The sequence below is a fragment of the Alphaproteobacteria bacterium LSUCC0719 genome, from assembly GCA_040839025.1.
Lineage (GTDB): Bacteria > Pseudomonadota > Alphaproteobacteria > Puniceispirillales > Puniceispirillaceae > UBA8309.
Genome location: JBFPJN010000004.1, coordinates 31,679 through 49,141, shown reverse-complemented (window position 1 = coordinate 49,141; position 17,463 = coordinate 31,679). Strand labels below are relative to the sequence as shown.

Below are 17,463 nucleotides of genomic sequence, written 5' to 3'. Positions count from 1 at the left end.
TGTTGAATGTCCGCCATCCGGCACGCATGTTCCGGTAGCCGGGATCCGGATCAACCGGTGGGATGAGGCGGGTGTTGACGCCGGATCGTCATCGAAGCCGCCAAATTAATGTCTGGTGCGCTTCATCACCGGATCATTGTCATAAAGATGTCCAAGAAGGCGCAGGATCCGCAGCACATCAGCATCGCTGATGGAATAATAGATGGTCTGTGACTCGCGCCGTGTCTTGACGATATTGGCGCGGCGAAGGCGCGCCAGATGCTGGGATAGGGCGGATTGACTCAATGACGTCATCACCCCTTCGAGTTCGGACACCGATCGTTCGCGCCCGTCTGCAAGTTCGTTCAGGATGCGCATCCGCTTCGCGTTGCTCATCGCGCGCAGGATGCTTGTCAGTTTCGACTGTTCACCCTCGATATCTGGTAGCCGCGCCATTATGCACTACCTCCTTCTGCGTCAATGGCGGACATCATGCCGGCCGCAGCAAGGCTGGCAGCCATGATGTCGTGCACTCTCGACATGTCATTCATCCCCGACATGTCATTCACCCCAGCTGTCTTCCAATGACGCCATCCCCGGCGATACCTCAAAAAAAACCTACCCACAAAATGCCGCCGGACAGGTGTCAACCGACAGGCGTTACCCGACAGGCGTTAACCAACAGGCGTTCAGCTGACCACGGGCGGCTTGAATCTGCCTGAAAGACTGGAATCTGCCTGAAAATTACGTCTGACAATTCGGAGAACATTAGCAGATGATGGTTAGCATTATGTTAAATAAAAAAAACAAAATGTATTACTTTGTAAACAAGTTACTAATATTTCGATGTTTCACGTCCTGTCATGATGGTCGGACATTTCCGGTAAAATCTGTCAGATGATCACCAGATCGGGGCTTTCCATAAGTTCGGCAACTGTCAGCACCCGGTAATTGCTTGGTCGATCGATGGGTGGCGCGATCGGATAGATTATTCGCTGGAATGGTCGCATCGTGCTGCCATGGATGCGCAGAAAGCCGTGCTGGAAAAGTGGCGCCTGGATGGCCAGCGCCGCTTCATAGGTAACGGACAGCCATCGCCAGGGAGGCAATCCGGATATGTCCCTGAGAGCCGTGCCGGGTTTTGGGCCTGGGGCCGGCCAGATATGGGTTTGCGGGATGGCCAGATAATAGAGCCGCATCGACCGGTTCTGAGCGACCGACACCAGATTTGTGATATCAGCGGCGCTGACGCGCATCAGGGCGCTTGGTGCGTCACAGTCTGTCAGATTGAGGCTGGCAAGACGAAGCAGGTTCTTGGATTGAAGCATTGGCGGCGATTGTGCGTGGTAGAAAAGTTCAAGATTGCTCATGAACATCGTCTCGTTGGCACTTTCAATAATGCCGATGGCCTGCAGGGCGATCCGATAACAGGCCTGCCGCCGCGTCAGATCCACCTGACGATTGCCCGCCATTTCGAGCGTCATCCTGAATTCGGGCTCAAGGGCGCGCAGCGAGCGCAGAAGCTGAACAAGTGCCAGTTCGCTGACCTTGCTGTGCAATGTCACGGTAAAGCTGCCATTGATCCGGCGCGCCAGCACCCCGCCATCAGGTGGCGCTTTGCCGGTGCTTGCCTTTGTAACACCGCCACGGGTAATGATGATCTGCGAACGCATATGCCTCCTGCGCTTCGATAGAAGGAATTGACCGGGGAAGAAATCGGCGTTGCCAAGAAAACGGCATTGGGAAGGAATCGACTGGACGATCTGTTCCGGGTCCACCTTGTGGATTTCCAAGTTTCAACCTGTGGTGCGATAATCTGTGGAAAACGATCTGGCGGCGGCCCGACCATGATATCGGCCCGACCACGATATTGGCGTGACCGCGATATCAGCGTAAACCTAGCTTCAGCCAGCAGATTCGAACCGTTTCATCACCCTCAATTGGTGTTTGCGTGGAACCATTCTGGCAGAGCTAGGTTAATAAGCTGTCAATTTCCGATAAAAAATGCGCATTAATTGCAATTATCGGTGCGCAGACGGATATTCTGTTGTGCCAAACCACGCATGCTGGGCCCGAATGACCGACAAAGCCTGTTCAAGTTTATGGAATATCGCTTTCGGGAATGTCGCTTTGCCGTGCTTCGCGCTAGACTGTCGGGATGGACAGGAAAGCTGATCGCCGGACCACCCCGAAGCCGCCCGTCATCTCTCAGGATGAAGGCGCGACTATGCTGCGCGATGTAAGGCGGCCCACACCGCAGGAATTCGATATCAGGATCGCGGCTGATGGCAGCTGGTATCATGAAGGTGGGCTGATTGCGCGCCCGGCGCTGGTCAGGCTTTTTGCAAGTGTGCTGCGGCGCGAGGCCGATGGCAGTTACTGGCTTGTCACGCCCGTTGAGCGCGGGCGTATTGATGTGGATGACGTTCCGTTCATGATCATTGCCGCGAACTGGGAAGGTGATGGCCGGGATCAGGTGATCAGGCTGCGGACCAATGTCGATGATGAAATCATTCTGGATGCCGACCATCCGCTGTTGATGCGACATCCCCCGCAGGCAGATGACCTTCGCCCCTATGTCATGGTGCGGCCCGGCATGCAGGGGCGTTCCGGTCTTGAAGGGCGGATCGCGCGTCCTGTCTTCTATGAACTGGCGGCGCTGGCAGTCGAGGGACCAGACGGGCAGATCGGAGTCTGGAGCGCCGGCATGTTTTTCAGTCTGGAAACCAAGGGGGAGTGAGAGTGGATACGTCAACGCTCCCGGTGACCGCCGAGCAGTTAAATCCGATTCCGTCGCGCCTTCGCAGTGGGGCCGACCGGCCGGCGGCGGTACTTGTCGGGTTGATGGCCGACACAGATGGATGGCAGGTGATCATGACTGAACGTGCCTCGCATCTGGCGCATCATGCTGGGCAGATCAGCTTTCCCGGCGGCAAGGTCGACGCGATGGACCAGACGCTTGTGGCGACAGCGCTTCGCGAGGCCGACGAGGAAATCGCGCTGCCCGCATCACAGGTCGATATTCTGGGGGGGTTGGACCCGGTGACCAGCCCGGCGGGGTTCATTGTCCAGCCAATTGTGGGCATTGTCGCGCCGCAGGTGGCGCTTCAGCCCTTTCCAGACGAGGTGGCGCAGATCCTGACCTTGCCGTTGGCCGATTTGATCAGCCCACCGCGTCATCGCCGTGAAAGCTATGTTCGTGAGGGCCGCCGCCGCGAAGTCTGGGTGATTGACCATCCGGAGCATTATATATGGGGCCTGTCAGCCGCGATCATTGTTGATCTGGCGACACGGGTCAGGGGCATGGCCGGGGCGGATGACGCCCGGCCTGTTTCAACACAGCGGGGGATCTGACCATGCGCCGTTACATCATCATCGCCACCGCCATTATGGCCGCCATTCTGGTGATGAGCCTGATCAAATGGTGGCAGGCCCGCCGCGCCGCGGCACGTGGCGAAACGCCGGAGCCGACTGTTGGCGTGGAGATGTCGCACATTGTCGGCGCGCTGGTCGGTCTGGCGGTGTTTTTTGCGGCTGCGGTGTTTCTGGAAACCGGTGCGTCCAAGCCGGGCATGAAATATCAACCCGCACAGATCAAGGATGGCAGGATTTCGGCCGGTGAATTCAATGGCAGTGCGGATAATGACAAGTGATGGCACAGCTGTTGGCGGTCCTGCCGGGTTGAATGACAGGCCCTTTCCAGTGCCGCCGCTGGCGGCGCGCATCTTCGCTCTCGCCAGACAGTCGGGGTTCGAAGCGCGGATCGTTGGTGGCGCGGCCCGTGACTGGCTTGTCGGTCGCAGGATCGGTGATATCGACATGGCGGTCGCCGCACCGATTGATCGCGTGGCCGCTGTCCTTCGCGATCAGGGGCTGAAAGTCATTGAGACCGGCCTCGACCATGGCACTGTCACGGTGGTTGATCAGGGCCAGCATCTGGAGATCACACAGACACGGGTTGATCTGGAAACGGACGGACGCCGTGCCGTCGTGGCTTTCAGCGACGATTGGGCGGCAGACGCCGCCCGCCGCGATTTCACCATCAACGCGCTCTATGTCGATGCATCCGGGCAGATTTTCGACCCGCTTGCGGGGCGGCCTGATCTTGCGGCGGGCATCTTGCGCTTTGTCGGCAACGCAACACAGCGGGTTGAGGAAGATGCGCTGCGGATGCTGCGCTATTGCCGGTTCCTGCCGCATTTCGGGCGCGCCGGGACAGATGCCGAGGCGCTGGCAGCGCTTGGCGAAAGGGCAGGGCTTGCGGCAAATCTGTCGGGTGAGCGGGTTGCCGGCGAAATGGCAGGATTGCTGGCCGGCCCAGGGTCCGGCCCGGGCATTGCGGTGATGCAGGATACCGGACTTGCCGTTGCGGCGCTTGGCACAACACTTGATGCCGGCTGTCTGAGCGCGGGTATTGATCAGGCTGTCGAGACGGTTTTTGGCGGTGCCGATCAGGCATGGCTTGTCAGGCTGGCGGTGCTGACGCCGCCCGGCAGTGGCGGTGGTCTTGCGACGAGGCTTCGATTGTCGCGGCGGGACAGCCTTGTTCTGTCGAGCCTCGACCTTGATGCCGCCGATAAAGAGGCCGACGCATTGACAGCCGCCACATGGCGGCAGGCGGCATGGTGGCGGCATCGCGCGGATGTCATGCCCGGGGGCGGTCTGCCGCTTGCCAGCCTTGTTGTGGCAAGCGGGCGCACGGGTCGTGCGATCGACAGCGCGCATCTGGCGGATATGGCCGCGTGGGAGATACCGGAATTTCCACTGACCGGCGCTGATTTATTGTCGCAAGGCGTTGACAGCGGGCCGGCACTGGGAGAGATGTTACGCGCCGCCGAGCGGGAATGGGTCGGCCGGGATTTCGCGCCAACGAAGGCGGATCTTCTGGCATTTGTCGAACATCACCCGGTAACGTGACACCGATCCACAGTGCCGGACATCCGGGCATCCGGACCACAGGACAGGGACAATTCATGACCAGCCAGTCACCAGATCAGATCAAATCGCGCCAGCAGGCAGCCGAAGCCTGGTTTGCATCGCTCAGGGATTCGATCTGCGCCACCTTCGAGGCCATCGAGACGGAAGTCGATCCAGCCACCGGGAAGGGGCTGGAGCCCGGCAGCTTTGTGCGCCGCAACTGGGAACGTGACGGCGGCGGTGGTGGTCAGATGAGCGTGATGCATGGCCGCGTCTTTGAAAAGGTCGGGGTAAACATCTCGACCGTTCATGGCGAATTTTCCGAGGAGTTCAGGAAGAACATTCCCGGCGCCGATGCCGATGGTCGCTTCTGGGCGTCCGGTATCTCGCTTGTCGCGCATCCGCGCAACCCGCATGTGCCAGCCGCACATATGAACACCCGCTTCATTGTCACCAGCAAGGCGTGGTTCGGTGGCGGCGGTGATCTGACGCCGATTTTTCCCGACGAGGCTGCCGGCACCGCCTTTCACGAGTCGATGCGCGCTGCCTGCGATGCCCATGACGCGGACTACTATCCCCGGTTCAAGGCATGGTGCGATGAATATTTCTATCTGCCGCACCGCCAGGAGCCGCGAGGCGCCGGGGGCATTTTCTATGACAATCTCGACAGCGGTGACTGGGATGCCGATTTTGCCTTCACCCGCGATGTCGGGACGGCGTTCCATCAGGGATATGCCGGCATCGTTCGTGACAGAATGAATCGCAGTTGGACCGAGGCGGACAGGCACCACCAGCTGGTCCGGCGGGGCCGCTATGTCGAATTCAATCTGCTCTATGACCGGGGCACGCTTTTCGGGCTCAGGACGGGTGGCAATATCGAGGCCATCCTGATGAGTCTGCCGCCGGAAGTGCGCTGGCCATGACAGCTTTGCCTGTCGTCTGACCCTTAACTGTCGGCCTTGCCAACGGGTGCGACGGATGGCGCGGTTATTTTTTCAGATTCCGTGGCAAAATAGACTGCAAAACCGGGAGATCTCGTGCTAGAAAGTCCGCGGCTGACGAAAGGTGCCTTACATGTCACGCCGCTGCCGCCCGGCAGGAGCCTGGAGGGAGATTTCCGGATTGGTCCGCAGGGACTGTGTTCGGGGATATGTGGGGCTGAAATTTAAAGAGGGAAGAATGGCAAATACGAACTCGAAGCCCGCGAAATCGGCCACCGATCCGCGCGAGGTGGGCCGTCGTGACTTTATTGTCGTTGCGACCTACGCGATGGGTGCCGTTGGTGCGGCGGCCGTCGGCTGGCCGCTGATCGACCAGATGAACCCAGCGGCTGACACGCTGGCACTGGCCAGTACCGAAGTCGATGTGTCGAAGATCGCCGAAGGTCAGGCAATTACCGTGACCTGGCGCGGCAAGCCGGTGTTCATCCGCCATCGCACGGCCGATGAAATCGCCCGCGCCAATGCCATCGACAGCGCCGAGCTGCGCGATCCCGAGGAAGACGAGGCGCGTGTCCAGAAACCGGAACTTCTGGTGCTGGTTGGCGTCTGCACACATCTTGGCTGTGTACCGCTTGGTCAGAAAACCGGCGAGGTCAAGGGTGAGTATGATGGCTGGTTCTGCCCCTGCCACGGCTCGCACTACGACACCTCGGGACGTATTCGCAAGGGGCCGGCGCCAACGAATCTTGAAGTGCCGCCCTATACTTTTCTTTCCGACGCCGTGATCCGAATCGGCTGATCCGACTTTTCCGCTGGAGGCTAGAGGTTCCATGTCTGCTGAAAAATTCGCAAATCCTGTCGTGAGATGGATCGATCATCGTCTTCCCATCTTTTCGATGCTGGACCACGAAAAATATGAATATCCCGTTCCGAAGAACCTGAACTATTTCTGGAATTTCGGTGTCCTTGCCGGTCTGGCGCTGGTGATCATGATTGTCACCGGCATCGTCCTGGCGATGAACTACACCGCCCATGTCGATCACGCGTTCAGCTCGGTTGAGCGTATCATGCGCGACGTCAATCATGGCTGGCTGATCCGGTACATCCACATGAACGCGGCCAGCTTCTTCTTCATTGTCGTCTATATCCACATTTTCCGGGGATTGTATTACGGCTCCTACAAGGCACCGCGTGAATTGCTGTGGATGCTCGGTGTGGTGATCTTCCTTCTGATGATGGCGACCGCCTTCATGGGATATGTGCTTCCCTGGGGTCAGATGAGCTTCTGGGGTGCTACGGTGATCACCAACCTGTTCTCGGCAATTCCGATTGTCGGTGAAAGCATCGTGACCTTCCTGTGGGGCGGGTTCTCAGTCGACAACCCGACCTTGAACCGCTTTTTCTCGTTGCATTACCTGATGCCGTTCGTGATTGCGGGTGTGGTTGTGCTGCATATTGTGGCGCTGCACCGCTTCGGGTCGAACAACCCGATCGGCATTGATGCCAAGGGGCCGCAGGACACCATTTCCTTCCACCCCTATTACACAATCAAGGACATGGTCGGGATCGCGATGTTCCTGCTGCTGCTTGCGGTGGCGGTGTTCTTCTTCCCGAATGCCATGGGCCACCCGGACAACTACATCCCGGCCAACCCGATGCAGACGCCGGCACATATCGTTCCTGAATGGTACTTCCTGCCCTTCTATGCGATCCTTCGTGCGGTTCCCGACAAGCTTGGCGGTGTGCTGCTGATGTTTGCAGCCATCTTCGTGCTGTTTGTTCTGCCGTGGCTTGACCGTTCGCCGGTCCGTTCGGCACGGTTCCGCCCGGTATTCAAGATTTTCTTCTGGCTGCTGTTCATCGATTGCATCGCGCTCGGTTATCTTGGTGGCAAGCCGGCAGAAGGCATCTATGTCCTGCTCTCGCGGATTGCGACAGCCTGGTATTTCCTGCACTTCCTGGCGATCCTGCCGCTGCTGAGTATCTTCGAGACTACGAGGCCGCTGCCGAAATCGATCTCCGAGCCGGTGCTGGCGACAGCGAAGGGAGCTGCCTGATGCGCAAGTTTCTGATTGCATCCTTTGCCGCGCTGGCGGCGATGATTGGTCTTGCCGGTCCAGCCCAGGCGGCTGGTGGCGGTGACGTGAAGCTCGTCTCTGGCGAGTGGAGCTTTGCCGGGCCTTTCGGCTATTTCGACAAGGCTGCCATGCAGCGTGGCTTCCAGGTCTATAAGGAAGTCTGTGCAGGCTGTCATGGCGTTGAATATCTGGCCTTCCGCAACCTTGCCGACCTTGGTTACAACGAGGCCGAGATCAAGGCGATCGCTGCCGAGTACGAGGTGATGGACGGTCCGGACGATGATGGCGAGATGTTCATGCGCCCGGCGCGTCCGGCTGATCTCATCCCAAGCCCCTATCGCAATAACAATGAGGCCCGCGCCAACAACAATGGTGCGTTGCCGCCGGACCTGTCATTGATTGCCAAGGCACGGGCCAACGGCGCCGATTACCTCTATAGCCTGCTTCTGGGATATGAGGATGCGCCGGCCGGCACCGAGGTTCCCGAGGGCATGTATTACAACAACGCCTATTCGGGGCATCTGATCGCGATGCCACAGCCGATCTATGGTGACGATGTTGCATATTCGGATGGCGCGCCGACGACACCCGAAGGGATTGCCTCGGACATCACCCACTTCCTGATGTGGGCTGCAGAACCGAAGATGGAGGTCCGCAAGCGGATCGGCGTTGCCGCCGTGTTCTTCCTGTCGATCTTCCTGATCATGTCCTATATGGCCAAGCGCCGTGTCTGGGCAGACCTGCACTAGCAGATCGCCATATCAAACATCAGAAACCCCGGCCTTACGCCGGGGTTTTTTTGTGATCAGTAAGGTGTGTTCCAAGCCGCTGGCTTGCTTAGCTTCGATGGCCATCGCAACGTCAAGCCACTTCCAAGCTGTGTGTCGGAGGCTGCCGTAATATAAGTTAAGGGCATCAATGTAGACATTTGTTTGCATTTCTCCCCCAAAACGAAGCCGGGGTTCCACTGTAAAACTACAGTGGAACCCCGGAGCCTGTTGACGAAGCAACAGGGGCTGTTAGAGACTTGGTGAAAGAATAGCTAAGTAATTTAGCTAGTCAAATCACTTCAACGTGAATGCAAAACTCCAAAGAGCAATATTTGTGCTCTAATCCATACACCGCGCCAGGAAATCCAGCGTTCGTGTCCAGGCAAGCGATGCCGCCTCTTCATTATACTGGCTTCTGGCGTCGCAATTGAAACCGTGATCGGCCTCGTAGATATGCGTGACCACAGCCGGGTCGGCGTCTGCCTGTGCGTTGATGAAGGTGTTGACGCCCTCGATTGGAATACCCTTGTCCAAGCTGCCGAAATGCGCCAGCACCGGGCAGTGGGACACCAGTCCGGCCTTCGACGGCAACTCACCGCCATAATAGGAAGATGCACCGGCAAGTCCGGTCAGGCTGGTGGCGGCGCGCCAGGCAAGCGATCCACCCCAGCAGAACCCCACCACCACTACCGGGCCGGCGGTGGCGGCTTCGGCAATCGCCGCCGAGACATCGAAAATGGCGTCGTCATCGACGGCGGCCTTCAGCGCCAGACCCCGGTCACGACCCTCAGGATCATAATCAAGTTCGACACCGCGCTCGGCACGGTCGAACAAGGCTGGCGCAACGGCATAATAGCCTGCCTCGGCAAACCGGCGGGGAAGATCACGGATATGGTCATTGAGACCAAAAATTTCCTGCAGGACGACAACACCGCCGCGTGCGGTTTCGCTGTTGCCGGCGATGGCTGCATCAAGAGTATGACCGTCCTCAGCGGTCAGAGTCTTAATCTGCGTCATTTTGACACCTCTGTAGGCTTTTTCCCCTTATTACACATTGAAGCGGAAATGGAAAACATCTCCGTCATTGACCTTGTAGTCGGCGCCTTCAATGCGCAGCTTGCCGGCGTCGCGTGCGCCGGATTCACCTCCGCAGGTGACATAGTGATCGAATGATATTGTTTCGGCGCGGATAAAGCCGCGCTGGAAATCGGTATGGATCACACCGGCCGCCTCGGGCGCGGTGGCCCCGGCAGCCACAGTCCAGGCACGCGCCTCCTTCGGGCCGACGGTGAAGAATGTCAGCAGATCAAGCAGCCCGTAACCAGCCCGGATCAGACGTGCAAGGCCGGCCTCCTCCAGGCCAAGCTCATCAAGGAACATGGCTTTGTCATCGCCATCAAGCTGAGTGATTTCTGCCTCAATCGCTGCCGAGACGACAACATGCGCCGCGCCTTCAGCGGCAGCATGTGCGGCGACAGCCTCGCAATGTGAATTGCCTGTCGCAGCGTCTGTTTCAGCCACATTGCACACATACAGCACCGGCTTTGAGGTCAGCAGTTGCAGCTGTGGCAGGCGTTTGATCTCGTCTGTTGTCAGGCCGTCAGCCCGCCTGACCGGCACCCCATCTGCAAGCTGTGGCAGCAGCTTTTCCATGAGCGCGAGATCACGCTTGGCATCGGCATCGCCGCCACGGGTCTTTTTCACCAGCGCGGCCATTCTGCGCTCCAGCGAATCCATATCGGCCAGCATCAGTTCGGTATCAACCGTATCGGCATCGCGAAGCGGGTCCACCGAGCCGTCAACATGTGTGATGTCGGTATCCTCAAAACAGCGCAGCACATGCGCAATGGCATCAACCTCGCGGATATTGGCCAGGAACTGATTGCCAAGACCCTCGCCCTTGGATGCGCCGCGCACCAGGCCGGCAATATCGACAAATTCAAGCTGTGTTGGAATGATCGAGGCTGAACCGGCAAGCTGCGCCAAATCGTCAAGCCGCGGGTCCGGCACGGCAACCCTGCCGGTATTGGGCTCGATCGTACAGAAAGGATAATTGGCTGCCTCTGCCGCGGCGGTTTCGGTCAGCGCGTTGAAAAGGGTGGATTTGCCAACATTTGGCAGACCGACAATCCCGCAATTGAACCCCATCAGACTGTCTCCTTGTCGCCGTCTTTATCTTGAGTGGCATCTTGAGTGGCGGTTTTTGGTGCCGGTGCCAGATGGGCAACGCGGCTCATGAATCCGCCTTCATCATGCGCCGTCAGCCGGTCAGCCTCGCCAGCGATTGCGTCAAGCAATCGATCCAGCCAGCCACTGTGTTCGGACGCCATGAAATCCATCAACACCCAGTTGCGAATGTCGATCCGTGACCCCGGAATGACCTGTTCCGGTCGTCCGACGCCAATGCGCACACGCCAGTAATCCTGGCCCAGGTGACGGTCGATATCGCGGATGCCGTTATGGCCGCCATGACCGCCGCCACATTTGACCCTGATTCGCCCGGCGGCGAGATCGATCTCGTCATAAAGGACAAAGATGTCGGATGGCGGGATCTTGTAGAATCTGGCGATTTCGGCAACCGGGGTGCCGGACTTGTTCATAAAGGACTGCGGTTTGATCGCCACCACCTTGGTGGTACCGACCCGCCCTTCGGCAATCAGGTTTGCCCCTTTTGTCTTCCAGCCTGAAAACCCATGCCGCGCGGCAATGGCGTCAATGGCCATGAAGCCGACATTGTGCCGGTTGCCGGCATAGTCGGAACCGGGATTACCTAGGCCTGCGAACAGCAGCATGTTTCGCTCGATTGCAGAAAAGCGGGGACCGGACGTTGCCGTCCGGTCCGTTCCAGATAGGGTGCGAGAGGCTTATTCCTCGTCGGAATCGCCTGCTTCGCCCTCGGCCTCTTCGACCTCTTCATCCTCGTTCTTCACACCACCACCCGGCGATGCCAGTGTGGCGACCGTAAAGTCACGATCGGTGATTGTCGGTGTGACGCCGTCAGGCAGGGGAATGGCGCTGATATGGATTGAGTCGCCAATCTTCACCCCTTCGAGATCGATGGTGATCTTTTCGGGAATGGCGGTGGCCGGACAGTTCAGCTCGACCTCGTAGCGGACCACGTTCAGAACGCCGCCAACCTTGATGCCCGGGCACTTGTCTTCATTGATGAATTCGACCGCGACCGCGACCGCCACTGTGGCGCTCTGCGATACGCGCAGGAAATCCATATGCATGATGGTATCGGACACCGGGTGGAATTGAATGTCGCGTGTCAGCACAGTCGACTTCTTTCCGGCGACTTCGATCTCCAGAAGGCGGCCATAGATGCCGGGCTGGTGAACGATCCTTGTAACTTCGCGGGATTCCATTGTGATTCCCACGGGGTCCTTCTTGTCGCCATAGATGACGGCAGGGACGAGGCCTGCGCGGCGTGCCGCACGGGCGGACCCCTTACCGACCCGTTCGCGCTCGGAAGCGCTGATGGTTGTGATATCGGTCATTGTACTTGCTCCTTGCTCTTACAATGCGCCGCGCCTCCAGGGGTGCGCGGCAGCGCGTGGTATAGGCCCATAGGGGCCAAAACTCAAGCAAAAAGCGGGGGTTCGTGGCGTGATCCGGATCAGAACAGCGTCGATACCGACCGTTCTTCATTGATCCGCTTGATCGCTTCGCCAAGAAGGGGCGCCACCGAAAGATGGCGTACGTTGCGGGCGACCCGAACCGCCTCGGTCGCAGGGATCGAATCCGTTGTTACCAGCGAGTTCAGAGGCGAGGCGGCAACGCGGCTGACCGCGCCACCAGACAGCACACCATGCGTGACATAGGCATCAACGCTGAGCGCGCCGGCTTCGATCAGCGCCGCCGCCGCATTGCACAGCGTACCGCCCGAATCGACGATGTCGTCGACCATGATGCAGTGGCGGTCGCTGACATCACCGATGATGTTCATGACTTCCGACACGCCGGCCTTCGGACGACGCTTGTCGATGATGGCAAGGTCGGCATCAAGCCGACTCGCCAGCGACCGGGCGCGCACCACGCCGCCAACATCGGGAGACACGATCATCACCTGTCCGTTGTCATAGCGTGAACGGATATCCTCGATGAAGACCGGCGCGGCAAACAGATTGTCTGTCGGGATGTCAAAGAAGCCCTGTATCTGGCCGGCATGGAGATCGATGGTCAACACGCGGTCGGCGCCCGCCGATGTAATCAGATTGGCAAGAAGCTTTGCCGAAATCGGTGTGCGTGGACCGGATTTGCGGTCTTGCCGTGCATAGCCGTAATAGGGAAGAACGGCTGTAATACGCCGTGCCGACCCGCGCCGCAGCGCATCAAGTGCCACCAGTAATTCCATGACATTGTCATTCGCCGGGAAACAGGTCGACTGGATGACAAACACGTCCTCGCCACGAACATTCTCGCCAATTTCGACGAAAACTTCCATATCGGCGAACCGCCGGACATCCGCTTTGGTCAGGGGGACATCAAGATATGCGGCAATCGCTTCGGCAAGCGGGCGATTGCTGTTGCAGGAAAGGATCTTCATCTACGACCTACTTGGTGGGGCCCCAAAGATGACACCCGCCACCTTCACCGACCGACGCCTGTAGATACCAACGCCTCGGCGGGTGGGCAAGGACATATCAGGAAATTTGTAATGGTTTCGTAACTTTTCATCGGTTCCGTTGGTCAGACCATGAAGCAGCTTGCCAGCATGCCAACCACCAGAAGCCCAAGAAAAATATACAGATGCGGCATTGTCTTCGTCTCGTTTTTGAAAGAGATCACGCGGATATCGGCGGCAAGGAAATCACAGCGATCTGGCGTCCGCAATCGGGTTCTGCTGCATGTGTGGCGCGCCGGTGCGAGAAGAATCCGGGAGAATCGGACGATATCCCCGGCTTGCTGGCATAGGTATCAATGCCGCAGTCATGGATCATCCCGATGCCGGCATGATCGAGCTGCGCCCTGACAAGCCCGGCAAGATCGAATGTCAGCCTGCCCTCGCTGCTGGGACCAAAACATGCCGTCACACTGTCCCGAATCGACGGCTCGATCTGGGCCAGAACCGCATCGCGCATATCCGCACCGACCTGATAGCTTGGCTGGCGAATCGTCGGGCCAATCAGCGCCGTGATCGACCCGGCGCCGGCAGCCCGCATCGTTGCGACCGTCTTGCCAACAATGCCGGCGGCAGCGCCGCGCCACCCGGCATGGCAGGCCCCGATCACGCTGTTGGCGGCATCGACCAGCAGCAGTGGCAGGCAGTCGGCGGTGAGAATCGACAGGCCAAGCCCCCGGCAGGTGGTGACAAGCCCGTCCGCCCGCGCCAGCTGGTCACGATCATCGCCGCCGCCATTGCTGGCTGTCACAACCTCCGTGCCATGCACCTGGTAGACAGCCGCCATCCGGTCTGCTGTCAATCCCATCGCGGTGGCAACAAGGCTGCGATTCTGTGCCACAAGGTTCGAATCATCGGCTGATCCATATCCGCAGTTCAGGCTGTCATAAAGGCCTGTGCTGACACCGCCTGTGGCACCGAAGAAGCCATGTGTTGCCCGCGCGCTGGTCGCTTCATGATGAAGATAGGGAACGCTGCCGCCATTCATCCTCCACCCTGTCATCTCATGTCTCCTCACCATCGAAACCGGGCGGTGTGCCGGTGCCGGGCGGCAACAGCAACGCCACCTTGAAGACTTCACCCATCTGGGCCGGGCTTGTCAGCCTGTCGATGGCCGCCAGCAGGGCGCGTCGTTCCTCCGGCTCGGCGTGCTGCGCTGCCTGTTCGGCGCGTGCGGCAAGCCCGATCCGCATCAGGAACCGGCCCTGCGGCACGGGTCCGACAAGCCGTGCGCCAGTCATGCTTGCGGCTCTTTCAAGGGCTGCAAAATCAACCCAGTGCGACAGATCACTGTCACCTGGCGCGGCAAACAGATCGACCGGGCGATGGTCGCAAACGGCCTGAAGACTGTCGCCGGGGTTGCCGTGCCGCCCGTAATCGATAATCAGCATGGCGCCGCCGCGGCGCACCAGCGCGGCGGCGATCTGCGCTGTGATATCAGCCGCAAGCGGACAAAGTTCGGCCACCATGCCGTCGGTGGGGTGGTCTGGAAGATCGGGATGATGATCCGCGGCTTTGCCCGTCACAAAGCCGAGATGATCCTTCTGCAGCCCGACCAGCCGGTGCCGCCACGCGCCATCCTCGAAAATCCGCTGTGATGCCGGAAGGGCATCGAAAAATTCATTCGCGATCCCGAATAGGGGACCGTCACGCGCGGCCAGCGCCGATTCGACATCATCATGCCATGTCACCACCGCATCCGGGCCAAGCATGGCTTGCTGGGCCTGCCGCAATGACGGGCTGGTCTCGACAAGATGCAGCGGCGCGGCGGCAAGGCCCGGCATCAGCCGGCCCCACACATGTCGCATGTCGCGCATCAGGGTTCCGCGCCCCGGGCCAAGCTCAATCACGCTGGCGGTATCGGCGGCGTCGGCGGCACCGGCCACTTCATACATATGGGCAAGATACAGCCCGCACATTTCGCCAAACAGGCCGGAAATTTCAGGTGCCGTGGTGAAATCGCCGGCTTCACCAAACGGGTCACGGCTGTGGTAATAGCCGGTCCCGGCATCGCCAAGGCACCGGTGCATATAGTCATCAACCCCGACCGGACCATGCGTGGCAATGTGATGACGCAGGCTGTCTGCGAGCGAAGATGTGTCGGCCACTGTCATGAAATACGCCGTCGCAGCAGAATCCAGCCACCCGCCGCAAGCATCGGCAGACACAGGATCTGGCCCATCGTCATCAGATCGAACACCAGCCCGAGATGGACGTCCGGTTCGCGGACATATTCCACAACAAATCTGGCAAGCCCGTATCCGATCAGAAGAATCGCCGTCATGGTGCCGGTGACGCCAAGCCAGCCACGACGCCAGCCGACAAACATCACAATGCCAAGTGTCACCCCTTCAAGACCGGCCTCGTAAAGCTGGCTCGGATGACGTGCCAGACCGTCGCTCCGCGGGAATACCATGCCCCAGGGAAGATCGGTCACACGGCCGTAAAGTTCGGCATTGATGAAGTTCGATATCCTGCCAAGACACAGACCAAGGGGAAGCACCATGGCGACGCGGTCACTGACAGCCAGAACGGGGATCTGCCCTTTCCTGGCGAACAGCCACATTGCGGCGGTCACGCCAAGAAGCCCGCCATGAAAGGACATGCCGCCTTGCCAGACCTTGATGATCTCAACCGGGTTGGCCAGAAAGAAGGCCGGATTGTAAAAGACGATATAGCCAAGCCGTCCGCCCAGTATCACCCCGAGCAGGACATAGTTCAGAAGCGAATCAACCCCTTCGATCGTCATCGGCCTGCCTGGATGCTGTCGCGCCTCGCGACGCAGGATCCAGTACCCGCCAAGAAGCCCGACAATATAGGCAAGCGCATACCAACGGATGCCGATCCCGCCGAAATTGATCAGAAACGGATCGAATTCGGGAAGGATAATGCCGCCATTCATGGGTCATGCCTCACAGAATATCTGCTGGTTGGTATGGTGCGCCGCCCTGGCGCACGCCCTGCGCTTCGCCACGCCGTGCGCATCGCACAGTATCGCATTCGGTGTCGGCGTGGTATTGGAAACAGCATCAGGACACCATACATCAGGTATGGACCACAAGGCAGACATGGCAGCAAATTTCGGGAGTGACCCATGCCAGGCAGATCACGTTTTATCTCCGACATGGCGCAGATGGCAAATGGTGCCGCCTCGGCACTGGGAGGCCTTCGCGAGGAAATCGACAATATTGTCAAGCAGCGTACCGAGCGCAGCCTGAATGCGCGCGGACTCGTCACGCGCGAAGAGTTTGATGCGCTTCGCACCCGCCATGATGCTGTCGCGGCCCGGCTTGCCGCGCTCGAATCGCGCCTTGCCGAACAGACTGTGAAAGAGGCTCCGAAAGGGGCCCCGAAAAAGGCCGCAAAAAAAGCTGTAAAATCGGCTGGTACATCATCTGGCACGCGGGCCAAGGCGGCAAAGAAATCCTGAATCGCGCCCTGGCGGCCAGCCAGGATCACATCCCATATTTTGTGCAGCTTTGCGTGTCCGGCGAACAGTGCCGGTGAAGCTGTTGTTTATGCGCCATTTCCTGAATTTATCCACAAGTTGATGTGGTTTGGACATGGAAAAACCACAAAATATTGTGTTGAAAGCGTTGGCGGGATGCGGCATTTTCTGGGGGTAACCACTTGCCGAGGACGCCCGCCACATGGCACCGACCCAAGCTTCTCTGGATCTGACGCTTGCCCATCCGATCGACCTTGTGTCGCGGTTTGTGGCGCGCCATGACTGGCTGCTGTGCCAGCAGGAGCATGACGCCCTGCTGGCTGAAATCCCGGGACAGTGGAGCCAGTATCAACTGGCTGTTTCATGGCAGGACAGTGACGAGGCGTTGCAGGTGATCTGCCGCATCGATGTCAAGGCTGACCGTGACCAGATCGGCGAGCTGGCGTTGCTGGCGGCGTTGCTGAACCAGCAGCTGTTTATCGGTCATCTGGCGCTCGACATGGCGACTTGCGAATTGGAACTGCGGCACACGCTGGCACTTCGTGGTGCCGGCGGTGCGACGCCCGAGCAGGTCGAGGATGTCGTCGATATCATGCTTGGTGAGTGCGAACAGGTCTATCCGGCCATCTATCAGGTGGTCAGTGGCGCGCTTTCGGCGGATGATGCCGCAACGGCCGTGATGATGGTCACGAAAGGGGAGGCATAG

Annotated in this window: 20 protein-coding genes; 10 read left to right on the top strand and 10 right to left on the bottom strand. The window is 59.1% G+C overall.

Translation table 11 applies throughout. The annotated features are described in order from the left end of the window. Window positions 1–105: 105 nt before the first annotated feature. A complete protein-coding gene (locus AB3X55_08765) occupies window positions 106–435 on the bottom strand; it encodes an ArsR/SmtB family transcription factor (GenBank protein MEX0503671.1) in 330 nt (109 codons plus the stop codon). Window positions 436–872: 437 nt separating this feature from the next. Continuing rightward, window positions 873–1,652 carry a hypothetical protein gene (locus tag AB3X55_08760; GenBank protein MEX0503670.1) on the bottom strand — a complete coding sequence of 260 codons (780 nt, stop codon included), beginning with the start codon at window positions 1,650–1,652 and terminating at the stop codon, window positions 873–875. Between the two features lie 485 nt (window positions 1,653–2,137). Between AB3X55_08760 and AB3X55_08755 the strand changes: the two genes are divergently transcribed. From AB3X55_08755 to AB3X55_08720, 8 genes are all read left to right on the top strand, one after another. Then, window positions 2,138–2,719, top strand: a complete 582-nt coding sequence (locus AB3X55_08755; GenBank protein ID MEX0503669.1) for a DUF1285 domain-containing protein — start codon at window positions 2,138–2,140, stop codon at window positions 2,717–2,719. 2 nt (window positions 2,720–2,721) lie between these two features. Next, window positions 2,722–3,333 (top strand): CoA pyrophosphatase, encoded by a 612-nt coding sequence (locus tag AB3X55_08750; protein MEX0503668.1) that lies wholly within the window; start codon window positions 2,722–2,724, stop codon window positions 3,331–3,333. A 2-nt stretch (window positions 3,334–3,335) separates the two neighbouring features. After that, window positions 3,336–3,632 carry a hypothetical protein gene (locus AB3X55_08745; protein ID MEX0503667.1) on the top strand — a complete coding sequence of 99 codons (297 nt, stop codon included), beginning with the start codon at window positions 3,336–3,338 and terminating at the stop codon, window positions 3,630–3,632. After that, entirely contained in the window at window positions 3,607–4,896 is a 1,290-nt protein-coding gene (locus AB3X55_08740) for a CCA tRNA nucleotidyltransferase (GenBank protein ID MEX0503666.1), read from the top strand. Before AB3X55_08745 ends, AB3X55_08740 begins: the two co-directional genes overlap by 26 nt. A gap of 56 nt (window positions 4,897–4,952) precedes the next feature. Then, window positions 4,953–5,819 carry an oxygen-dependent coproporphyrinogen oxidase gene (gene hemF, locus AB3X55_08735; GenBank protein MEX0503665.1) on the top strand — a complete coding sequence of 289 codons (867 nt, stop codon included), beginning with the start codon at window positions 4,953–4,955 and terminating at the stop codon, window positions 5,817–5,819. A 256-nt stretch (window positions 5,820–6,075) separates the two neighbouring features. Continuing rightward, window positions 6,076–6,636, top strand: coding sequence for a ubiquinol-cytochrome c reductase iron-sulfur subunit (gene petA, locus AB3X55_08730; GenBank protein MEX0503664.1), 561 nt, complete (start codon window positions 6,076–6,078; stop codon window positions 6,634–6,636). A gap of 31 nt (window positions 6,637–6,667) precedes the next feature. Further along, entirely contained in the window at window positions 6,668–7,894 is a 1,227-nt protein-coding gene (locus tag AB3X55_08725) for a cytochrome bc complex cytochrome b subunit (protein MEX0503663.1), read from the top strand. Next, window positions 7,894–8,664, top strand: coding sequence for a cytochrome c1 (locus AB3X55_08720; protein ID MEX0503662.1), 771 nt, complete (start codon window positions 7,894–7,896; stop codon window positions 8,662–8,664). The genes AB3X55_08725 and AB3X55_08720 overlap by 1 nt, the downstream gene beginning before the upstream one ends. A gap of 360 nt (window positions 8,665–9,024) precedes the next feature. On the opposite strand, the gene AB3X55_08715 is transcribed toward AB3X55_08720, so the two are convergent. The 8 genes from AB3X55_08715 to lgt all read right to left on the bottom strand — a co-directional run bounded on the left by AB3X55_08715 (window position 9,025) and on the right by lgt (window position 16,211). Beyond that, window positions 9,025–9,702 (bottom strand): dienelactone hydrolase family protein, encoded by a 678-nt coding sequence (locus AB3X55_08715; protein MEX0503661.1) that lies wholly within the window; start codon window positions 9,700–9,702, stop codon window positions 9,025–9,027. A gap of 30 nt (window positions 9,703–9,732) precedes the next feature. After that, window positions 9,733–10,833, bottom strand: a complete 1,101-nt coding sequence (gene ychF / locus AB3X55_08710) for a redox-regulated ATPase YchF (protein MEX0503660.1) — start codon at window positions 10,831–10,833, stop codon at window positions 9,733–9,735. Further along, entirely contained in the window at window positions 10,833–11,477 is a 645-nt protein-coding gene (pth, locus tag AB3X55_08705; GenBank protein MEX0503659.1) for an aminoacyl-tRNA hydrolase, read from the bottom strand. Before pth ends, ychF begins: the two co-directional genes overlap by 1 nt. A gap of 72 nt (window positions 11,478–11,549) precedes the next feature. After that, the gene (locus tag AB3X55_08700) at window positions 11,550–12,185 is read right to left on the bottom strand and encodes a 50S ribosomal protein L25/general stress protein Ctc (GenBank protein MEX0503658.1); all 636 of its coding nucleotides are present in this window, start codon (window positions 12,183–12,185) and stop codon (window positions 11,550–11,552) included. Between the two features lie 119 nt (window positions 12,186–12,304). Then, the gene (locus AB3X55_08695; GenBank protein ID MEX0503657.1) at window positions 12,305–13,234 is read right to left on the bottom strand and encodes a ribose-phosphate pyrophosphokinase; all 930 of its coding nucleotides are present in this window, start codon (window positions 13,232–13,234) and stop codon (window positions 12,305–12,307) included. A gap of 238 nt (window positions 13,235–13,472) precedes the next feature. Next, the gene (locus AB3X55_08690; protein ID MEX0503656.1) at window positions 13,473–14,312 is read right to left on the bottom strand and encodes a polyphenol oxidase family protein; all 840 of its coding nucleotides are present in this window, start codon (window positions 14,310–14,312) and stop codon (window positions 13,473–13,475) included. 1 nt (window position 14,313) lies between these two features. Continuing rightward, window positions 14,314–15,423 (bottom strand): class I SAM-dependent methyltransferase, encoded by a 1,110-nt coding sequence (locus AB3X55_08685; protein MEX0503655.1) that lies wholly within the window; start codon window positions 15,421–15,423, stop codon window positions 14,314–14,316. Beyond that, window positions 15,420–16,211 carry a prolipoprotein diacylglyceryl transferase gene (gene lgt, locus AB3X55_08680; GenBank protein MEX0503654.1) on the bottom strand — a complete coding sequence of 264 codons (792 nt, stop codon included), beginning with the start codon at window positions 16,209–16,211 and terminating at the stop codon, window positions 15,420–15,422. Before lgt ends, AB3X55_08685 begins: the two co-directional genes overlap by 4 nt. Before the next feature lie 192 nt (window positions 16,212–16,403). Here lgt and AB3X55_08675 point away from each other — a divergent pair, with 192 nt between their 5' ends. Then, the gene (locus AB3X55_08675) at window positions 16,404–16,739 is read left to right on the top strand and encodes an accessory factor UbiK family protein (protein MEX0503653.1); all 336 of its coding nucleotides are present in this window, start codon (window positions 16,404–16,406) and stop codon (window positions 16,737–16,739) included. Window positions 16,740–16,959: 220 nt separating this feature from the next. Further along, a complete protein-coding gene (locus tag AB3X55_08670; GenBank protein ID MEX0503652.1) occupies window positions 16,960–17,463 on the top strand; it encodes a YbjN domain-containing protein in 504 nt (167 codons plus the stop codon).

Bases quoted from the DNA above. Each gene is read 5' to 3' on its own strand.
- AB3X55_08765 (MEX0503671.1), bottom strand. From the start codon at position 435: ATGGCGCGGCTACCAGATATCGAGGGTGAACAGTCGAAACTGACAAGC.
- AB3X55_08760 (MEX0503670.1), bottom strand. From the start codon at position 1,652: ATGCGTTCGCAGATCATCATTACCCGTGGCGGTGTTACAAAGGCAAGC.
- AB3X55_08755 (MEX0503669.1), top strand. From the start codon at position 2,138: ATGGACAGGAAAGCTGATCGCCGGACCACCCCGAAGCCGCCCGTCATC.
- AB3X55_08745 (MEX0503667.1), top strand. From the start codon at position 3,336: ATGCGCCGTTACATCATCATCGCCACCGCCATTATGGCCGCCATTCTG.
- AB3X55_08740 (MEX0503666.1), top strand. From the start codon at position 3,607: ATGGCAGTGCGGATAATGACAAGTGATGGCACAGCTGTTGGCGGTCCT.
- hemF (MEX0503665.1), top strand. From the start codon at position 4,953: ATGACCAGCCAGTCACCAGATCAGATCAAATCGCGCCAGCAGGCAGCC.
- petA (MEX0503664.1), top strand. From the start codon at position 6,076: ATGGCAAATACGAACTCGAAGCCCGCGAAATCGGCCACCGATCCGCGC.
- AB3X55_08725 (MEX0503663.1), top strand. From the start codon at position 6,668: ATGTCTGCTGAAAAATTCGCAAATCCTGTCGTGAGATGGATCGATCAT.
- AB3X55_08720 (MEX0503662.1), top strand. From the start codon at position 7,894: ATGCGCAAGTTTCTGATTGCATCCTTTGCCGCGCTGGCGGCGATGATT.
- AB3X55_08715 (MEX0503661.1), bottom strand. From the start codon at position 9,702: ATGACGCAGATTAAGACTCTGACCGCTGAGGACGGTCATACTCTTGAT.
- ychF (MEX0503660.1), bottom strand. From the start codon at position 10,833: ATGGGGTTCAATTGCGGGATTGTCGGTCTGCCAAATGTTGGCAAATCC.
- pth (MEX0503659.1), bottom strand. From the start codon at position 11,477: ATGCTGCTGTTCGCAGGCCTAGGTAATCCCGGTTCCGACTATGCCGGC.
- AB3X55_08700 (MEX0503658.1), bottom strand. From the start codon at position 12,185: ATGACCGATATCACAACCATCAGCGCTTCCGAGCGCGAACGGGTCGGT.
- AB3X55_08695 (MEX0503657.1), bottom strand. From the start codon at position 13,234: ATGAAGATCCTTTCCTGCAACAGCAATCGCCCGCTTGCCGAAGCGATT.
- AB3X55_08690 (MEX0503656.1), bottom strand. From the start codon at position 14,312: ATGACAGGGTGGAGGATGAATGGCGGCAGCGTTCCCTATCTTCATCAT.
- AB3X55_08685 (MEX0503655.1), bottom strand. From the start codon at position 15,423: ATGACAGTGGCCGACACATCTTCGCTCGCAGACAGCCTGCGTCATCAC.
- lgt (MEX0503654.1), bottom strand. From the start codon at position 16,211: ATGAATGGCGGCATTATCCTTCCCGAATTCGATCCGTTTCTGATCAAT.
- AB3X55_08675 (MEX0503653.1), top strand. From the start codon at position 16,404: ATGCCAGGCAGATCACGTTTTATCTCCGACATGGCGCAGATGGCAAAT.
- AB3X55_08670 (MEX0503652.1), top strand. From the start codon at position 16,960: ATGGCACCGACCCAAGCTTCTCTGGATCTGACGCTTGCCCATCCGATC.